The organism is Rhodobacter sp. SGA-6-6 (assembly GCF_011043545.1).
GTDB lineage: Bacteria > Pseudomonadota > Alphaproteobacteria > Rhodobacterales > Rhodobacteraceae > Pseudogemmobacter.
This window is the reverse complement of the sequence record NZ_JAAKGP010000004.1, coordinates 42,636-58,259: the sequence shown is the minus strand read 5'-3', so window position 1 is coordinate 58,259 and position 15,624 is coordinate 42,636. Positions and strand designations below refer to the sequence as shown.

The window sequence follows — 15,624 nt, the reverse complement described above, 5'->3', positions numbered from 1 at the left end:
TGATCAGGGGCGTTCGGCTTCCTGGCGAAGCTGGCCCATCAGATCGTCCAACGCCTTCTGGTAGCGGGCGTCCTTCAGGCGGCCCGCTTCGTCGAAGGCGTTGGAACTGTCGGCCACCAGCACCTCGGGCCCGGTCAGCAGGCGGGGGCGGAAGGGTGTCAGCATCAGCCGCAGGGCAAATTGCGAACGGTCTCCGCCGCCGCGGCCTCCGGCGGCGGAGACGATGGCGACCGGCTTGTCCTTCCACGGGTTGCCCTTGACCCGGCTCACCCAGTCCAGCGCGTTCTTCACCACGCCGGGCGGGGCCTTGTTGTATTCCGGGCAGGCGATCACCACCGCATCCGCCGCCGCGATCTGGTCGACCAGCCGCTGCACCCCTGCCGGGATGCCCTCGGCCTCCTCCAGGTCGCCGTCGTAGAGCGGCAGGCGCAGGTCGGCCTCGTCCTGGCGGGCCTCGCCGAAGGAGAGCCGGGCCTGCGCCAGCAGCAGGCGGTTGGTCGAACCGGCGCGCAAGGCGCCGGGGATGCCGAGAAGGATGGGCATGGGAACCTCCGTTTGCCCGCAGGCTAGCGTCTGCCGGGGCTTGTGCAAGCGGCGATCCGGGGGCAGGGTCGCCGCGCGGCGAGGGAGGTGACGATGCGGCATGGCGGGCGGATCCTGGCGGATCATCTGGCGGCTTACGGGGTGGAACGGGTGTTCTCGGTCCCCGGCGAGAGTTTCCTGGCGGCGCTGGACGGGCTGTATGAACGCGGCATCCCGAACATCGTCTGCCGGCACGAGGGCGGGGCGGCGATGATGGCCGAGGCGACCGGCAAGCTGACCGGCCGGCCGGGGATCGCCTTCGTCACCCGCGGGCCGGGGGCGACCAATGCCGCGGCGGGCGTGCATGTGGCGAAGCAGGATTCGACGCCGATGATCCTGTTCGTCGGCCAGATCGCCCGGGCGCATCGCGACCGCGAGGCGTTCCAGGAGGTGGATTACCGCGCCACCTTCGGCCCCATCGCCAAATGGGCGGCCGAGGTGGACCAGGTGGAGCGGCTGCCGGAATACATCTCCCGCGCCTTCCACGTGGCGATGTCGGGCCGCCCCGGCCCGGTGGTGCTGGCGCTGCCGGAGGACATGCTGTCGTCGGAGGCCGATGTCCCGGACCTGCCGCCCCCTGCCGCCCCGGTGGGCGGCGTGACCGAGGCGCAGGTGACGGCGATGGCCGCGGCGATCCGGGGGGCGGAGAAGCCGCTGCTGGTGGTCGGCGGGCCGCATTGGTCGGCCGAGGCCGCCGAGGAACTGGAGGCTTTTGCCGAAGGCTGGGGCCTGCCGGTGGCGGTGACATTCCGGCGGCAGGACCGGCTGGACAATGTCTCGCGCGCCTATGCCGGCGACCTGGGGGTGGGGATGAACCCGAAGCTGGCGGCGCGGCTGAAGGCGGCGGACCTGCTGGTGGTGCTGGGGTCGCGCCTCGGCGACATCGCCACCGGGGGATATGAGATCCTGGACCCGGCAAGCCCGCCGCGGATCGTGCATGTCCATGCCGATGCCGGGGAACTCGGCCGGGTGTTCCGCCCCGAGGTCGCAGTCTGTGCCACCGCACCGGCGATGGTGAAGGCGCTGGCCGGGCTGACGCCGCCGAATGCGAAGGCATGGGACCAATGGGCGGCGGAGGCGCGGGCGGAGTATGAGGGCTGGCAGAAGCCGGTCGCCACCCCGGGCGCGGTGCGGATGGAGGAGGTGGTCGGCTGGCTGGCGGCCAACCTGCCCGAGGACGCGATCCTGACCAATGGCGCGGGGAACTACGCCGCCTTCCTGCACCGCTATTACCGTTTCCGCCGGCACGGGACGCAGCTGGCGCCGACTTCCGGCTCGATGGGCTACGGCTTCCCGGCCGCCATCGCGGCCAAGCTGGCGCGGCCGGAACAGGTGGTGGTCTGCATGGCGGGCGACGGCTGCTTCCAGATGACGCTGAACGAGATGTCCACCGCCATGCAGCACGGCGCGGCGGTGATCGTCATCGTGGCGAACAACGGCCGCTACGGCACGATCCGGATGCACCAGGAGCGGGAATATCCCGGCCGCGTCTCCGGCACCGATCTGGCCAACCCGGATTACGCCGCGCTGGCGCGGGCCTATGGCGGGCACGGCGAGACGGTCGAGCGGCAGGAGGACTTTCCGGCCGCCTTCGCCCGGGCGCAGGCGGCAGGCCGGCTGGCGGTGATCGAGCTGCGGCTGGACCCGGCGATGCTGTCTACCAGCATGACGGTGGAACAGATGCGGGCGGCCGGGCAGGCTAGAAAAGGCTGAGTATCCAGGGGGCGATCAGCGCGGTCAGGATGGCGTTCAGCGCCATGCCGAGGCCGGCGAAGGCCCCGGCGACCGGGTGGACCTGGAAGGCCCTTGCGGTGCCGATGCCGTGGCTGGCGGTGCCGGTGGCGAAGCCGCGGGCGCGCCAGTCGGTCAGCCGCAGCAGGTTCAAGAGCGGCGTGGCGATGACGGCGCCGGTGATGCCGGTCAGGATCACCAGCACCGCGGTCAGCGTCGGCGAGCCGCCGAGCGAGTCGGAGATGCCGATGGCGACCGGGGCGGTGGTGGACTTCGGCGCCAGCGTCGCCAGCAGGACCTGGTCCGCTCCGAAAGCCCGGGCGATGGCCAGCGCGGTGACGATGGCCGTCAGCGACCCGGCCAGCAGCGCCGCGATCACCGGCAAGAGCGCGCTTTTCAGCCGCGGCAGGTTCAGCGCCAGCGGCACCGCCAGCGCCACGGTGGCGGGACCGAGCAGGAAGTGGACGAACTGCGCCCCCTCGAAATAGTCCGCATAGGGGGTGCCGGTCGCCCAGAGCAGGGTGCCGAGCAGCGTGACGGCGATCAGCACCGGATTGACCAGCGGCATCCGGTTGGCGGCGCGGAAACAGGCGTCGCCGATGGCATAGGCGGCCAGGGTGGCGGTCAGCCACAACAGCGGCTCGCGGCTCAGGTAGCTCCAGATGTCGATGAAGTCAGTCATCGGCGGGCTCCGATCCCACGGCCTTGGCGACTGCGACGAAGATCAGCGCCCCCACGGCGATGGCGGCGGCGGTGGAGATCAGGATCGCCAGCGCCAGCCCCGGCCCCATGGCGCCAAGCGCGTGGAGATGGCCGATGACGCCCACTCCGGCGGGCACGAACAGCAGCGACAGATGCGCCAGCACCCCTTCGGCCAGCGGGCGCATCAGCGCCATCAGCCGGGGCGAGGCGGCAACGGCGACGGCCAGCCCGATCATGCCGAGGACGGGGCCGGGAACGGGCAGCGCCAGCGCGCGGACGAGGATTTCGCCGGCCAGCTGGAAGCCGAGGAGGATCGGAAGGGCTTGGATCATGCAAGGCAGGCCTTTGCGACAGGGGGAACCGAAGAGCATCGGACGGCGGATTCTCTCCGCTTGCAACCGGCGGCGGTTCGGGCCGCGGCAACAGGTTGAAACGGCGGGACATTCGGCAGGGCGGGGCCGCGCCGGGGGAAGCCGCGCCCGAGGTGCGGTGCGAATCGGGAAAGAGGCTGCCCGCAAGATGTTGGGGATAAGCTGCGAAGATTCGCCATGGGTTGGGGTGGGCCGGTTGACTCGGGGGGCGAAAGCGGGACGATTGGGCGATTGCGAGTCGTGAGGGGCAGGTGCGGTTCACCCGGCTGAGGCTGAACGGGTTCAAATCCTTCGTGGACCCGACGGATCTGGTGATCCATGACGGGCTGACGGGTGTCGTCGGCCCGAACGGCTGCGGCAAGTCCAACCTGCTGGAGGCGCTGCGCTGGGTGATGGGCGAGAACCGCCCCACGGCGATGCGCGGCGGCGGCATGGAGGACGTGATCTTCAACGGCGCTGCCACGAGGACGGCGCGGAACTTTGCCGAAGTCTCGCTGGTGATCGACAACCAGGACCGGCTGGCGCCTTCCGGGTTCAACGACGCCGACCAGATCGAGATCGTGCGGCGGATCACCCGGGATGCGGGGTCGGCCTACAAGGCGAACTCCAAGGACGTGCGGGCGCGCGACGTGCAGATGCTGTTCGCCGATGCCTCGACCGGGGCGCACAGCCCGGCGCTGGTGCGGCAGGGGCAGATTTCCGAACTGATCAACGCCAAGCCGAAGGCGCGCCGGCGGGTGCTGGAAGAGGCGGCGGGGATCAGCGGGCTTTATGCCCGGCGGCACGAGGCGGAGCTGAAGCTGGCGGGGACGGAGCAGAACCTGCTGCGAGTGGACGACGTGCTGGAACAGCTGGCGCAGCAGCTGTCGGTGTTGAACCGGCAGGCCAAGCAGGCGGCGCGCTACCGCGAGATCGGCGAGGAACTGCGACTGGCCGAGGGGATGCTGCTCTATCGCCGCTGGCGCGAGGCGGACGAGGCGCGCGGTGTCGCCGAAGCCAGCTTGCGCGAGCGGCTGCTGGCGGCGGCGCAGGCCGAGGGCGCGGCGCGGACCGCCGGAAAGGCGCGGGAGGCGGCGGAGGCGGTGCTGCCGTCGCGGCGCGAGGAAGAGGCGATTGCGGCGGCGGTGCTGCAACGGCTGGTGTTGCAGCGCGACGCGCTTGGCGACGAGGCGACGCGGGCGGCGCAGCGGATCGAGGCGCTGGTGGCGCGGATCGCCCAGCTGGGCGCGGACATCGAGCGCGAGGCCGGGCTGAACCGCGACGCGGGCGAGGTGATCGGCCGGCTGGAATGGGAGATCGAGCAGGTCGCCCGTGCCCATGAGGGCCATGAGGAGCGGCTGGCCGAGGCGGCGGAGGCGGCGCGCGAGGCGGGGGCGATCCTGTCGGACCGCGAGACCCTGCTCAGCGAGGCGACCGAGGATGCCGCACGGCTGGCGGCGCGGCACCAGTCGGCGGCGCGGATGGTGCAGGACACCGCGGTGACGCTGGAGCGCGCCGAGGGCGAGGCCGAGCGGGCCCGGGGCGCGGTGGAGGCGGCGGAGGATGCCCTGCGCGCGGCCGAGGAGGGCTTCGAGGCGGCGGGCGAGGCGCGGGAAGCGGCGGCAGAACTGGTGGAACGCACCGAGGAGGCGCTGGCAAGCGCCGAGGAGGCCCGGGCCGAGGCGCAGCTGCGCGAGGCCGAGGCGCGGGCGGTGCGGTCCGAGGCCGAGGGCGAGGCGAGCGCCCTGCGGGCCGAGGTGCAGGCGCTGGCCCGGCTGGTGGAGCGCGAGGCGCAGGCGGGGCATCAGCTCTTGGACCGGCTGGTGGTGGCGCCGGGCTACGAGAAGGCGCTCGGCGCGGCGCTGGCCGACGACCTGCGGGCGCCGGAGGTGGCGGCCGGGGTGCGCTCGGGCTGGGGGGTGCTGGAGCCCTATGCCGCGCCGCAGCCTCTGCCCGCGGGGGCGGGGCCCTTGGCGGCGCATGTCGAGGCCCCGGCGGTGCTGGCGCGGCGGCTGTCGCAGATCGGCCTCGTCAGCCGTGAAAAAGGTTTTCAGTTGCAGCCGGAGCTGCAGCCGGGGCAGCGGCTGGTCAGTCCGGAGGGCGATCTCTGGCGGTGGGACGGGTTCCGTGCGGGGGCGGAGGATGCGCCCTCTGCCGCGGCGCTGCGGTTGCAGCAATTGAACCGGCTTGTGCAGCTGAAGCGCGACCTGGAGGAGGTGGCGGCGACGGCGGACGGGGCGCGGCAGGCGCATGAAAGCCTGCAGGCGCGACTGGCCGATCTGGCCCGGGCCGACCAGCAGGCGCGCGAGGCGCGGCGCGCGGCCGACCAGCGGCTGGCCGAGGCCGACCGGGCGGCGGCGCGGGCCGAGGCCGACCGCTCCCTTGCCGGGGGCAAGCTGGAGGCGGCGCGGCTGGCGGTGGCGCGCTTCGAGGACGAGGCGATGGCGGCCCGGGGCCGGCTGCGCGAGGCCGAGGCGGCGGCGAAGGACCTGCCGGACCTGGATGTGGCGCGCGACCGGGTGGAGGCGGCGAAGGTGGCGGTCGAGGCGGCGCGGATCGCGATGCTGACCCGCCGGTCGGGCCATGACGAGGTGCGGCGCGAGGGCGAGGCCCGGGTGCGGCGGCGGCAGGAGGCGATGAAGGAGCTGTCGGGCTGGAAGCACCGGCTGGAGACGGCGGAGCGGCGCTCGGCCGAACTGGCGGAGCGACGGGCCGAGGCCGAGGAGGAGCTGGCCGAGGCGCGCGAGGCGCCGGAGGAGATCGCCGCCCGGCGCGAGGACCTGGTAGAGGCCATCGAGGCGGCGGAGGCGCGGCGTTCGGCTGCTGCCGAGGCCCTTGCGGTGGCGGAGGCCACTTCACGCGAGGCGGCGATGGCCGAGCGTGAGGCGGAGCGGCTGGCCGGGGAGACCCGCGAAGACAAGGCCCGGGCCGAGGCGCGGGTCGATGCGGCGCGCGAGGCGGTGGCGGCGGCGGCGGAGCGGATCGCCGAGGATGGCGACCGGACGCCGCAGGAATTGCTGGCCTCCCTGAAGGTGGACCCGGACCGGATGCCGGGCTCGGAGGCGCTGGACAGCGACGTGCAGAGGTTGAAGCGGCAGCGCGAGGCGCTCGGCGCCGTGAACCTGCGCGCCGAAGAGGACGCCAGGGCGGTGGATGCAGAGTATACCGCCCTGGCGTCCGAAAAATCCGACCTGGAAGAGGCGGTGAAGAAGCTGCGCGCCGGGATTGCGGGCCTGAACAAGGAGGGCCGCGAGCGGCTGCTGACCGCCTTCGAGCAGGTGAACGCCAACTTCGGCCAGCTGTTCACCCATCTGTTCGGCGGTGGCGAGGCCCGGCTGGTGCTGGTGGAATCCGACGATCCCTTGGAAGCGGGGCTGGAGATCATGTGCCAGCCGCCGGGCAAGCGGCTGGCCACCCTGTCGCTGCTGTCGGGCGGCGAGCAGACCCTGACCGCGCTGGCGCTGATCTTCGGGGTATTCCTGGCCAACCCGGCGCCGATCTGCGTGCTGGACGAGGTGGACGCGCCCCTGGACGACGCCAACGTGACCCGCTTCTGCGACATGATGGACGAGATGACCCGGCGCACCGAGACGCGGTTCCTGGTGATCACCCACCATGCGGTGACCATGGCGCGGATGGACCGGCTGTTCGGGGTGACCATGGCCGAGCAGGGGGTCAGCCAACTGGTCAGCGTGGACCTGAAGAAGGCCGAGGCGCTGGTGGCCTGAGGACCCTGTCTATTCTCCCGCAGCCCCCCGGACCAGTTGCGCCACCTTTTCCCGCAGGTGCAGGTCGGCCTCGATCAGCCGGCCCTCCTCGCGCAGCAGGGCGGCGAGGTCGGGGGACAGGCATTGGGTGCGGTCGTAGAAGAAGCCGATCTCCTCCGGCCCGGCTGCCGAAAGATGGGCCTGCATCCCGGCATGATACTGGTAGGCGCCGCGGGTCAGCCGGAAGGGCAGCGCCTTCAGCCAGTCCTCGCGGTCCTGCGCGTGGAAATGCAGCAGCGGCAGGCGGCGGTCGAAGGGCGGGCCGGGCAGGCGTTCGCCCTTCAGGAAGGCGCCGTGCAGCCGGGGCGACAGGTCGGGAATGCCGGTGCGGAAGAAGCTCTTGCCGTTGGTGTGCGACAGGTGGCCCTCGGGCAGGATCCCGGCATAGCTGCCGAGCACAGCGGGGCGCAGATGGGCGAAGCGTTGCTTCAGCGGGCCGCGGAAAGCCCGGGCGGTGAAGATGTCGTCGGGCAGCGCGGGGTCGTGCATCGCCTCGAACGGCTCCATCCGCAGGGTGGGCTGACCGGGCGGCAGCGAGGCGAGGATTTCGGCGACGGTGCGAGAAGGCCAGAGGAATTCGTCGACGTCGATATGACCCAGCCAAGGCAGCAGGCAGGCCTTGTAGGCGGCGCGGGCGTTCTTCGACTGGCGGTTCTGGTGGCGGTCGGGGCGGCCGCGCAGGCGCTCCCAATGCACGTCGTCGCAGCGGGTGGCGGTGACCTGCGGGATGCGCGACAGCGGCTCCACCGCCGGGTCGGCGGGATCGTCGAAGTAAAGCCAGATCCGCGCGGCGCCGAGCGACAGGTGATGCGCGACGAAGGCCGCCACCTTCTCGGGCGCGGCCCTGACCGTGGCGACCAGCCCCCAGTCCGGCAGCGCCGCCGCCATCAGAGCGCGTCCAGCAGCTCGGCCGTGGGCCAGGCGTCGGCGGGCAGGCCGAGCCGGCGCTGCTCCTTCTGCACCGCGTCGCGGGTGCCGGCGCCGAGGATGCCGTCGATCTTGCCGACGTCATGGCCGAGCGCCTGCAGCTTGCGCTGCAGTTCCTCCATCTGCTCGGGCGACAGCGCGGGATCGGGGTTGCCGGCGGCATAGGCGGCGGCGCCCTCGATCCGGGTGGCGAAATAGGCGGTGGTCAGGACATAGGTGAAGCTCTGGTTCCACTCGAACAGCACGCGGAAGTTCGGATAGGCCAGGAAGACCGGCCCCTTGCGGCCCTGCGGCGCGATCAGCGTGGCGGGCAGGCCCGCGGGCAAGGTGCCGCTGCGCGGCGCGACGCCGAGCGCGGCCCAGGATTCCACCGGCTGTTCGGTGTGCAGGCCGGACAGCGACCAGTCGAAACCCTCGGGCACGGCGACCTCGGTCAGCCAGGGCTCCTCCGCCCGCCAGCCGTGATGGCGCAAGAGCGCGGCGCCGGAGAGCAGCGCATCGGCGGCGGAGGATTTCAGCCGGACATGGCCGTCGCCGTCGCCATCCACCCCGCGGTCGAGGATGTCCCTCGGCAGCATCTGCACCATGCCGATCTCGCCCGCCCAGGCCCCGGTGGTGTCCAGCGGGAAATCGCCCGCGGCGTGCAGGGCGATGGCGGCCAGGACCTGCGGCTGGAACAGCTCCGGCCGGCGGCAGTCATGGGCCAGGGTCAACAACGCGTTGCGAGTGTTGAAGTCGCCTTGGAATTGGCCGAAATCGGTCTCGAAGGCCCAGAAGGCCAGCAGGATGCCGCGCGGGATGCCGTATTCGGCCTCGGCCCGGGCGAGGATGCCATCCAGCTCGGCGGATTTCGCCTTGGCGGTGGCAAGGCGGTTCTGCGAGATCAGCGCGCGCGAGAAATCGAGGAAGGTCTTGCGGAACACCCCTTGCGCGCGGTCGGAACGCAGCACCCGCTGGTCCTGCCTTGCGTCGGTGAAAAAGGTTTTCACGGCATCGGGCGGCAGGCCCTGCGCCAAGGCCTCGGCCGCCATCGCGTCGAGGAAGGCCGCGAAATCGCCGCCGCAGGGGGCGGCAGCGGCCGGCGTCGCGGCAAGGGCGAGGGTCAGAAGAGCGGCGCGCATGTCGGGCAGGTTAGGGCCAGAAGCAGCGTGAGGGCAAGCATCCCGCCCCAGGCCCGCCAGAGTGCGCGGCAGGCGGCGTCGATCTCGGCGGGGCCGGGGTCGCGGCGGCCCTCGGGCCAGACCCAGGGGAAATCCTGCATCCGGCCGCCATAGCTGCGCGGCCCGGCCAGCGAGATGTTCAGCACCGGCGCCAGGGCGGATTCCGGCCAGCCGGCGTTGGGGCTGCGGTGCTTCGGCGCGTCGCGCAGGACGGGGCGCGGGTCGATCCAGCCATGGGTCAGCGCGATCAGCAGCGCGGTCAGGCGGGCCGGGATCAGGTTCAAGAGGTCGTCCCAGCGGGCCGAGGCCCAGCCGAAGTCGCGGTGGCGGGGGGTCATGTGGCCGACCATGCTGTCGGCGGTATTGGCGAATTTGTAGACCAGCAGGCCGGGAAGGCCGCCGACCAGATACCAGAAGGCCGGGGCGATCACGCCGTCGGACAGGTTCTCGGCGGCGGATTCGATGGCGGCGCGGGCGACGTCGGGTTCCCGCATCGGCGCGGTGTCGCGGCCGACGATCAGGGCGACGGCGCGCTTGCCGTCGTCGAGCCCGCGGCGCAGGCCGGCGGCGACGGCGCGGACGTGATCGACCAGGCTGCGCTGCGCCAGCAGGACGGCGACGGTCAGGCATTCGAGGATGCCGTAATCCGGGATCAGGTGGATCAGCCAGCCCAGCATGGCGGCGAAGACCGCAAGGCCCGCGGCCATCACCGTGCCCGCCAGCCGGGCACCGGGCGGGCGGTTGAAGCGGCGGTCCAGCGCCGCGATCAGCCGGCCGATCAGCACCGCGGGATGCGGCAGGCGGCGCCAGAGCCAGTCCGGCTCGCCGAAGAGGGCGTCGAGAATCAAGGCGAGGGCGAGAATCGGGGAGGTCATGGCGGGAACTGGTTCGCCGCCGGAGCGTAGGAGTGCAAGCATCTTCGCTGCGCGGCGGTGTTCAGCCGGCGGGTGTGGGGCGCTGCGGCAAAACAGTCACGCCGGCTTCACATTTTCGCAACAGCCGAGGCGCATCAAGGGCTTGTCTTGATTTTGGCGGGTTCGGGCCGAGGATGGAACCCAAGGAGAGGATGCGGCGATGCTGGAATTTCTGCCGAAGGAAGTGCGCGAGGGGCTGGAGGCGGCGCGCAAGCGCGACCAGCGCCGGCGGTCGCGGCTGCATGTGCAGGTGGGCGGCGCGGTCTATCCGGTGCTGCGCTTCTGGCAGGACGGCTTCGCGCTGGACGGCGACCTTGCGCCGGGCCGGCTGCGCGGGCTGGTCGACCTTTACGACGGGCCGCGGCATGTGCTGCAATGCCTGATCGTCGCCTCTACCGCCGAGAACGGCGAACTGGTCTGCGACTTCAAGCGCGCCTCGCCGGTGTCGGAGACCGCGCCGCTGGACTTCTGGCGCGGCGAGAATGCGCCGGCGGGATATCTGCCGCGGGCGTGACGCCTGGGGAAACCGCCGGGGGCCAGCCCCCGGACCCCCGGAGTATTTGAGCCAAGATGAAATGCGGGTCCGCCTTCAGGGGCGGATTTCGACTTTCGTGCCGATAGGGGCGTGGTCCCAGATTTCCCGCATCTGCGCATTGGTCAGGGCGATGCAGCCGGCGGTCCAGTCGCCGGGGACCATGATCGGCTCGGGCACCGCATTGGGCTGGCCGTGGAGCATGATGTCGCCTCCCGGGGACTGCCCGGCGGCGCGGGCGCGGGCGATGTGGTCCGGCTGCGGGTAGTCGAGGCCGAGCGACAGGTGATAGGCGGAGCCGGCGTTGCGGCGGTCGATGGTGAAGCTGCCCTCGGGGGTGCGGCCGTCGCCCTCGCGCTGCTTGTCGCCTTCGGGCGCGAAGCCGAGCGCGATGGGCCAGATGCGGACCGGCTGGCCGCTCTGGAAAAGCGTGATCCGGCGGGCGGATTTCTCGATCAGGATGCGGTCGAGCGGGCCGGAGAGCGCGATCTCGGGGCCGGGCGGCGGCGCCGGCGGGCGCAGCCAGAGCATCGCCGCCCCGGCGATCAGGGCGGCGAGGGTCAGGGCGGAGAACAGGCGGGCAAGAACGCGCATCGCCCGGTTCTAGCGCGGCTATTGCAGGTCGGCGAAGGTATCTTGCAGCCGGGCCACCGCCTCAGCGACTTGTGATCGCGGCGCGGCGATGTTGAAGCGCAGGAAGTTCTCGCCGCCCTTGCCGAAGCTGTCGCCGTGGTTGGCGGCGATCCGCGCGCCCTTCTCCACCCGTGCGATGAACTCCGCCGGAGCCATGCCGATGCCGGAGAAATCCACCCAAGCCAGGTAGGTCGCCTCCAGCGGCATCGACTTCAGCCCCGGGATGGCGGCGATGCCTGCGTCGAACAGCCGCCGGTTGCCGTCGAGATAGGCCATCAGCGCATCCACCCACGCCGCGCCTTCGGTCGAATAGGCCGCGGTCACCATGTGCAGGCCGAAGGAATTGGGCGAGAGGCCGAGCGCGCCCATCCGCTCGGCAAAGCGCTTGCGCAGGGCGGGGTCGGCGATGATCACGTTGCCGGTGTGGGACCCGGCGATGTTGAAGGTCTTGGTGGCGGCGGTCATCATCACCAGCCGGTCCTCGATCCCCGCGATCTTGGTCATCACATGATGCTTCCGGCCGGGGTAGAGCAGGTCGTGGTGGATCTCGTCCGAGACCAGGATCAGGTCGTGGCGGCGGCAGAAGTCGGCGGTGGCCTGCAACTCGTCCCGCGTCCAGACCCGGCCGCCGGGGTTGTGCGGCGAGCAGAGGATCAGCATCTTCTCGCGCCCGGTCATCTGCGCGTCCCAGGCTTTGATGTCCATCTCGTAGCGGCCGTCGCGCAGGGCCAGCGGGCATTCCACCACCGCGCGCCCGGCGGCGCGGACCACCCGGGCGAAGGCGTGGTAGACCGGGGTCATCAGCACCACGCCATCGCCGGGGACGGTGAAGGCGTCGACGCAGAGGCCGGTGCCGTTGACCAGCCCGTGGGTGGTGAAGACATGCGACGGGTCGACGGTCCAGCCGTGGCGGATCTCCATCCACCAGCGGATGGCGTCCAGATAGGCGCGGTCGTCGCCGAAATAGCCGTAGATGCCGTGCGCGGTCATCTTCTCCAGCGCCTCCTGCACCGCGGCGGGGGGGCGGAATTCCATGTCGGCGACCCACATCGCCAGCCCGTCCTGCGGCGCGATGCCGTAAAGCGGCTGCATCATGTCCCATTTCACGCAATGGGTTCCGAGACGGTTCACGGGGGCGTCAAAGCTCATCGGGTCGCTCATGCTGGAGGGATGTTCCTGTTCTTGGGTGATACAAGGGAAGATGTGCCGGATCAATGTTATAATATGGAATTATGATCCGATAAGTCGGAATATATCAGAATATCATCCTGTTTGAGTCCCGCCCTTGCGCCAGGGCAGGTGCATCCCTTACATCCGGGCCATGATCCGCCCCATCCTGATCCATCCCGATCCGCGTCTCAAGAAGGCTTGCGAGCCGATTGCCGAGATCACCGACGAGGTGAGGCGGCTGGCCGCCGACATGCTGGAGACGATGTATGACGCGCCCGGCATCGGGCTGGCCGCGCCGCAGGTGGGGGTGACGAAGCGGCTGCTGGTGATGGACTGCATCAAGGATGGTCCGCCCGAGCCGATGGTGCTGATCAACCCGATGACGGTCTGGGCGTCGGAGGATGTCTCGGCCTATGAGGAGGGCTGCCTGTCGATCCCCGAGCAATATGCCGAGGTGCGCCGCCCCGCCGCGGTGACGGTGCGCTGGACGGATCTGGACGGGGCCGGGCAGGAGCGGACCTTCGAGGGGCTGTGGGCGACCTGCGTCCAGCACGAGATGGACCATCTGGATGGCAAGCTGTTCATCGACTATCTCGGTCCGCTGAAGCGGCAGATGATCACCCGCAAGATGGAAAAGCTGAAGCGCGAGCGCGCGCGGCTGGCCTGAACGGGCGTCCGGCGTCAGCCGATCGGGTCGGTGCCGCCGCCCATGCTTTTCAGCCGCTGGATCAGCGGGGCGATCTTCGGGCCTTCGCGGTCGCAGGTGCCGGGCTGGTCCAGCGCGGCGAAGGCCGGGCCGTAGTAATCCTCGTCATAGGCCGAGGTGCCGATCTGCAGCGCCCCCGCCACCCGGTCGGCGGTGCCGGTGACCAGCGCCCATTCGCCGTCGGACAGCGCATAGCCGGGGCAGTTCATCCCGGCGACGTTCGCCATCACCAGCGCCATCAGGAAATCGGGGCTGGCGGCGGCGGCGATCTGGCCGGGGTCGGGCAGCTTGACGGTGACGCCGCCGTCGGCCTGGGCGGGGAGGGTCAGGGCGGCAAGGCAGAGGGCGGGCAGGATGCGGCGCATGAGGACCTCGGGCGTGACTTCGCCCAGAGATAGCGCTAATCCGGCCGCCATGCACGAAAGGAATCCCGCATGATCCTGCCCATCCTGCGCTGGCCCGATCCGCGGCTGTCCTCCGCCTGCGCGCCCGCCGTGCTGTCAGGGGACCTGCGGGTGCTGGCGGCGGACATGCTGGAGACGATGTATGCCGCCCCGGGCCGCGGGCTGGCGGCGCCGCAGGTCGGGGCGATGGTCCGGCTGTTCGTGATGGACGTGGGCTGGAAGGAGGGCACCCCGACCCCGGTGGTGGCGGTGAACCCGCAGATCCTGTGGTCCTCCGACACCCGGCTGGTCGGGCCGGAGGGCTGCCTGTCGATCCCCGGCCCCACCACGCTGGTGGAGCGGGCCGAGGCGGTGCGGCTGCGCTGGATCGACCTCGACGGGCAGGTGCAGGAGGACCTGCTGACCGGCATGGCGGCGGTCTGCGCGCAGCATGAATACGACCATCTCGACGGCGTGCTGACGCTGGACCGGCTGTCGCCCGAGGCTCGCGCGCAGGCCGAAGCCGAGGTGGTCGCATGACCGCCCGCCCCTGCCTGCCCTGGCCGCATCCGCTGCTGCGGACCCCGGCCGCCGATGTGGCTGCGATCACCGACGAGGTGCGGGCGATCTGGCGCGACATGGTGGACACGATGGAGGCGATGCCCGGTTACGGCCTCGCCGCGGTGCAGATCGGGGTGCCGCTGCGGCTGGCGGTGGTGGATTGCTCCACCGCGCGCGGGCAGGCGGTGCTGATGGCCAACCCCGAGGTGCTGCACGCTTCCGTCAAGCTGCGCGAGCACGAGGAGGCTTCGCCCAACCTGCCCGGCGTCTCCGCCGTGGTCAGCCGGCCGCGGGCGGTGACGGTGCGGTTCCTGAATGCCGCCGACGAGGTGGAGGAGCGGGATTTCGTCGATCTCTGGGCGACCAGCGTCCAGCACCAGATCGACCATCTGGCGGGGCGGATGTATTTCGACCGGCTGAGCCGGTTGAAGCGGGACATGCTGTTGCGCAAGGCGAAGAAGATGGCGGGGTGAACCCCGCCCTACGGAGGTTTCATGCGGGTGATCTTCATGGGGACGCCGGAGTTCTCGGTGCCCGTCCTGCGGGCGCTGGCGGCGCGGCACGAGGTGGCTTGCGTCTATGCGCAGCCGCCGCGTCCGGCGGGCCGCGGCAAGGCGGAGCGGAAGTCGGCGGTGCAGGTTGCGGCCGAGGACCTCGGTCTGCCCGTGCGGCATCCCGTGTCGCTGAAAGGGGCGGCGGAGCAGGAGGCATTCGCGGCGCTGAAGGCCGATGTGGCGGTGGTGGTGGCCTATGGGCTGATCCTGCCGCAGCCGGTGCTGGACGCGCCGCGGCTGGGGTGCCTGAACATCCATGCCTCCCTCCTGCCGCGCTGGCGCGGGGCGGCGCCGATCCAGCGGGCGATCATGGCAGGCGACCGGGAGACCGGGGTCTGCATCATGCGGATGGAGGCCGGGCTGGACACCGGCCCGGTGCTGCTGCGGCAGGCGCTGGAGATCGGCGCCGAGGAGACCGCGGCGGAATTGCACGACCGGCTGTCCGTGCTTGGCGCCGGGCTGATCCTGCAGGTTCTGGACCGCCTGCCCTTGCCGGCCATTCCTCAGCCCGCCGAGGGCGTGACCTACGCCGCCAAGATCGACAAGGCCGAGGCGCGGGTGGATTTCTCCCGGCCGGCGGCCGAGGTCGACCGGCTGATCCGCGGCCTCTCGCCCTTCCCCGGCGCCTGGGTGGAGGTGGGCGGCGAGCGGGTGAAACTGCTGCGCTCTCGCCTGGCCGAGGGGCAGGGGGAACCGGGGCAGGTGCTGCACGGCTTCACCATCGCCTGCGGCACCGGCGCGGTGGAGGTGCTGGAGGCGCAGCGCGAGGGCAAGCGCCCGATGCCGGCGGCGGAGGTGCTGAAGGGGCTGAAGTTGCCGGATCGGCTGGGGTGAGGGCTCCGCGGAACGACGGTTTCGGGAAGTGCCGCGCAGGTGGCTGCCGGACATTGCGGTCATCCGTGCGCAACGGAGGCCGGCGCCCGACCGCGGGTGGGCGCTGCCAACGGTGCGC

The 15,624-nt window shown here is 71.4% G+C and carries 16 protein-coding genes; 7 read left to right on the top strand and 9 right to left on the bottom strand.

The window, feature by feature from the left end; all coding sequences use genetic code 11:
• Positions 1-3: 3 nt before the first annotated feature.
• A complete protein-coding gene (locus G5B31_RS09295) occupies positions 4-543 on the bottom strand; it encodes an NADPH-dependent FMN reductase (RefSeq protein ID WP_165016469.1) in 540 nt (179 codons plus the stop codon).
• A 93-nt stretch (positions 544-636) separates the two neighbouring features.
• Between G5B31_RS09295 and G5B31_RS09290 the strand changes: the two genes are divergently transcribed.
• Positions 637-2,295 carry a thiamine pyrophosphate-binding protein gene (locus G5B31_RS09290; protein WP_165016466.1) on the top strand — a complete coding sequence of 553 codons (1,659 nt, stop codon included), beginning with the start codon at positions 637-639 and terminating at the stop codon, positions 2,293-2,295.
• On the opposite strand, the gene G5B31_RS09285 is transcribed toward G5B31_RS09290, so the two are convergent.
• Both G5B31_RS09285 and G5B31_RS09280 read right to left on the bottom strand, forming a co-directional pair.
• Entirely contained in the window at positions 2,282-2,995 is a 714-nt protein-coding gene (locus G5B31_RS09285) for an LrgB family protein (protein ID WP_165016463.1), read from the bottom strand. The genes G5B31_RS09290 and G5B31_RS09285 overlap by 14 nt on opposite strands.
• The gene (locus tag G5B31_RS09280) at positions 2,988-3,347 is read right to left on the bottom strand and encodes a CidA/LrgA family protein (RefSeq protein ID WP_165016460.1); all 360 of its coding nucleotides are present in this window, start codon (positions 3,345-3,347) and stop codon (positions 2,988-2,990) included. Before G5B31_RS09280 ends, G5B31_RS09285 begins: the two co-directional genes overlap by 8 nt.
• 290 nt (positions 3,348-3,637) lie before the next feature.
• Here G5B31_RS09280 and smc point away from each other — a divergent pair, with 290 nt between their 5' ends.
• Positions 3,638-7,093, top strand: coding sequence for a chromosome segregation protein SMC (gene smc, locus G5B31_RS09275; RefSeq protein WP_165016457.1), 3,456 nt, complete (start codon positions 3,638-3,640; stop codon positions 7,091-7,093).
• Positions 7,094-7,102: 9 nt separating this feature from the next.
• On the opposite strand, the gene G5B31_RS09270 is transcribed toward smc, so the two are convergent.
• Genes G5B31_RS09270 through cbiB form a run of 3 tightly spaced genes read right to left on the bottom strand, consistent with a single transcriptional unit; the run spans position 7,103 to position 10,094 of the window.
• A complete protein-coding gene (locus G5B31_RS09270; protein WP_165016453.1) occupies positions 7,103-8,020 on the bottom strand; it encodes a glycosyltransferase family 2 protein in 918 nt (305 codons plus the stop codon).
• Complete coding sequence (locus G5B31_RS09265) at positions 8,020-9,180, bottom strand: peptidoglycan-binding protein (protein WP_165016450.1); 1,161 nt, start codon at positions 9,178-9,180, stop codon at positions 8,020-8,022. The genes G5B31_RS09270 and G5B31_RS09265 overlap by 1 nt, the downstream gene beginning before the upstream one ends.
• Positions 9,162-10,094 (bottom strand): adenosylcobinamide-phosphate synthase CbiB, encoded by a 933-nt coding sequence (gene cbiB, locus G5B31_RS09260; protein WP_165016447.1) that lies wholly within the window; start codon positions 10,092-10,094, stop codon positions 9,162-9,164. The genes G5B31_RS09265 and cbiB overlap by 19 nt, the downstream gene beginning before the upstream one ends.
• A 199-nt stretch (positions 10,095-10,293) precedes the next feature.
• Here cbiB and G5B31_RS09255 point away from each other — a divergent pair, with 199 nt between their 5' ends.
• On the top strand, positions 10,294-10,647 hold the full coding sequence (locus G5B31_RS09255; RefSeq protein ID WP_165016444.1) for a hypothetical protein: 354 nt from the start codon (positions 10,294-10,296) through the stop codon (positions 10,645-10,647).
• Between the two features lie 75 nt (positions 10,648-10,722).
• On the opposite strand, the gene G5B31_RS09250 is transcribed toward G5B31_RS09255, so the two are convergent.
• On the bottom strand, positions 10,723-11,259 hold the full coding sequence (locus tag G5B31_RS09250) for a murein L,D-transpeptidase family protein (protein ID WP_165016441.1): 537 nt from the start codon (positions 11,257-11,259) through the stop codon (positions 10,723-10,725).
• A gap of 18 nt (positions 11,260-11,277) precedes the next feature.
• Positions 11,278-12,447, bottom strand: a complete 1,170-nt coding sequence (locus G5B31_RS09245) for a MalY/PatB family protein (RefSeq protein ID WP_165016438.1) — start codon at positions 12,445-12,447, stop codon at positions 11,278-11,280.
• A 172-nt stretch (positions 12,448-12,619) separates the two neighbouring features.
• Here G5B31_RS09245 and def (G5B31_RS09240) point away from each other — a divergent pair, with 172 nt between their 5' ends.
• Positions 12,620-13,135 (top strand): peptide deformylase, encoded by a 516-nt coding sequence (gene def, locus G5B31_RS09240; protein WP_165016434.1) that lies wholly within the window; start codon positions 12,620-12,622, stop codon positions 13,133-13,135.
• 14 nt (positions 13,136-13,149) lie between these two features.
• Here the strand turns inward: def (G5B31_RS09240) and G5B31_RS09235 are convergent, their stop codons facing one another.
• A complete protein-coding gene (locus G5B31_RS09235) occupies positions 13,150-13,590 on the bottom strand; it encodes a hypothetical protein (protein WP_240904357.1) in 441 nt (146 codons plus the stop codon).
• 18 nt (positions 13,591-13,608) lie between these two features.
• Here G5B31_RS09235 and def (G5B31_RS09230) point away from each other — a divergent pair, with 18 nt between their 5' ends.
• The 3 genes from def (G5B31_RS09230) to fmt are packed head-to-tail and all read left to right on the top strand — an operon-like array spanning position 13,609 to position 15,506.
• Positions 13,609-14,097, top strand: coding sequence for a peptide deformylase (gene def, locus G5B31_RS09230; RefSeq protein ID WP_165016430.1), 489 nt, complete (start codon positions 13,609-13,611; stop codon positions 14,095-14,097).
• Complete coding sequence (gene def, locus G5B31_RS09225) at positions 14,094-14,591, top strand: peptide deformylase (RefSeq protein ID WP_165016428.1); 498 nt, start codon at positions 14,094-14,096, stop codon at positions 14,589-14,591. The genes def (G5B31_RS09230) and def (G5B31_RS09225) overlap by 4 nt, the downstream gene beginning before the upstream one ends.
• A 21-nt stretch (positions 14,592-14,612) precedes the next feature.
• Positions 14,613-15,506: a methionyl-tRNA formyltransferase gene (gene fmt / locus G5B31_RS09220; protein WP_165016426.1), complete on the top strand. Its 894-nt coding sequence runs from the start codon at positions 14,613-14,615 to the stop codon at positions 15,504-15,506.
• The last annotated feature ends 118 nt before the right edge of the window (positions 15,507-15,624 follow it).

Coding starts and splice junctions, on each gene's coding strand:
- G5B31_RS09265 (WP_165016450.1), bottom strand. CDS start 9,180: ATGCGCGCCGCTCTTCTGACCCTCGCCCTTGCCGCGACGCCGGCCGCT.
- G5B31_RS09255 (WP_165016444.1), top strand. CDS start 10,294: ATGCTGGAATTTCTGCCGAAGGAAGTGCGCGAGGGGCTGGAGGCGGCG.
- G5B31_RS09290 (WP_165016466.1), top strand. CDS start 637: ATGCGGCATGGCGGGCGGATCCTGGCGGATCATCTGGCGGCTTACGGG.
- G5B31_RS09295 (WP_165016469.1), bottom strand. CDS start 543: ATGCCCATCCTTCTCGGCATCCCCGGCGCCTTGCGCGCCGGTTCGACC.
- fmt (WP_165016426.1), top strand. CDS start 14,613: ATGCGGGTGATCTTCATGGGGACGCCGGAGTTCTCGGTGCCCGTCCTG.
- G5B31_RS09270 (WP_165016453.1), bottom strand. CDS start 8,020: ATGGCGGCGGCGCTGCCGGACTGGGGGCTGGTCGCCACGGTCAGGGCC.
- def (WP_165016434.1), top strand. CDS start 12,620: ATGATCCGCCCCATCCTGATCCATCCCGATCCGCGTCTCAAGAAGGCT.
- G5B31_RS09285 (WP_165016463.1), bottom strand. CDS start 2,995: ATGACTGACTTCATCGACATCTGGAGCTACCTGAGCCGCGAGCCGCTG.
- def (WP_165016428.1), top strand. CDS start 14,094: ATGACCGCCCGCCCCTGCCTGCCCTGGCCGCATCCGCTGCTGCGGACC.
- G5B31_RS09235 (WP_240904357.1), bottom strand. CDS start 13,590: ATGGCGGCCGGATTAGCGCTATCTCTGGGCGAAGTCACGCCCGAGGTC.
- G5B31_RS09245 (WP_165016438.1), bottom strand. CDS start 12,447: ATGAGCTTTGACGCCCCCGTGAACCGTCTCGGAACCCATTGCGTGAAA.
- cbiB (WP_165016447.1), bottom strand. CDS start 10,094: ATGACCTCCCCGATTCTCGCCCTCGCCTTGATTCTCGACGCCCTCTTC.
- def (WP_165016430.1), top strand. CDS start 13,609: ATGATCCTGCCCATCCTGCGCTGGCCCGATCCGCGGCTGTCCTCCGCC.
- G5B31_RS09280 (WP_165016460.1), bottom strand. CDS start 3,347: ATGATCCAAGCCCTTCCGATCCTCCTCGGCTTCCAGCTGGCCGGCGAA.
- G5B31_RS09250 (WP_165016441.1), bottom strand. CDS start 11,259: ATGCGCGTTCTTGCCCGCCTGTTCTCCGCCCTGACCCTCGCCGCCCTG.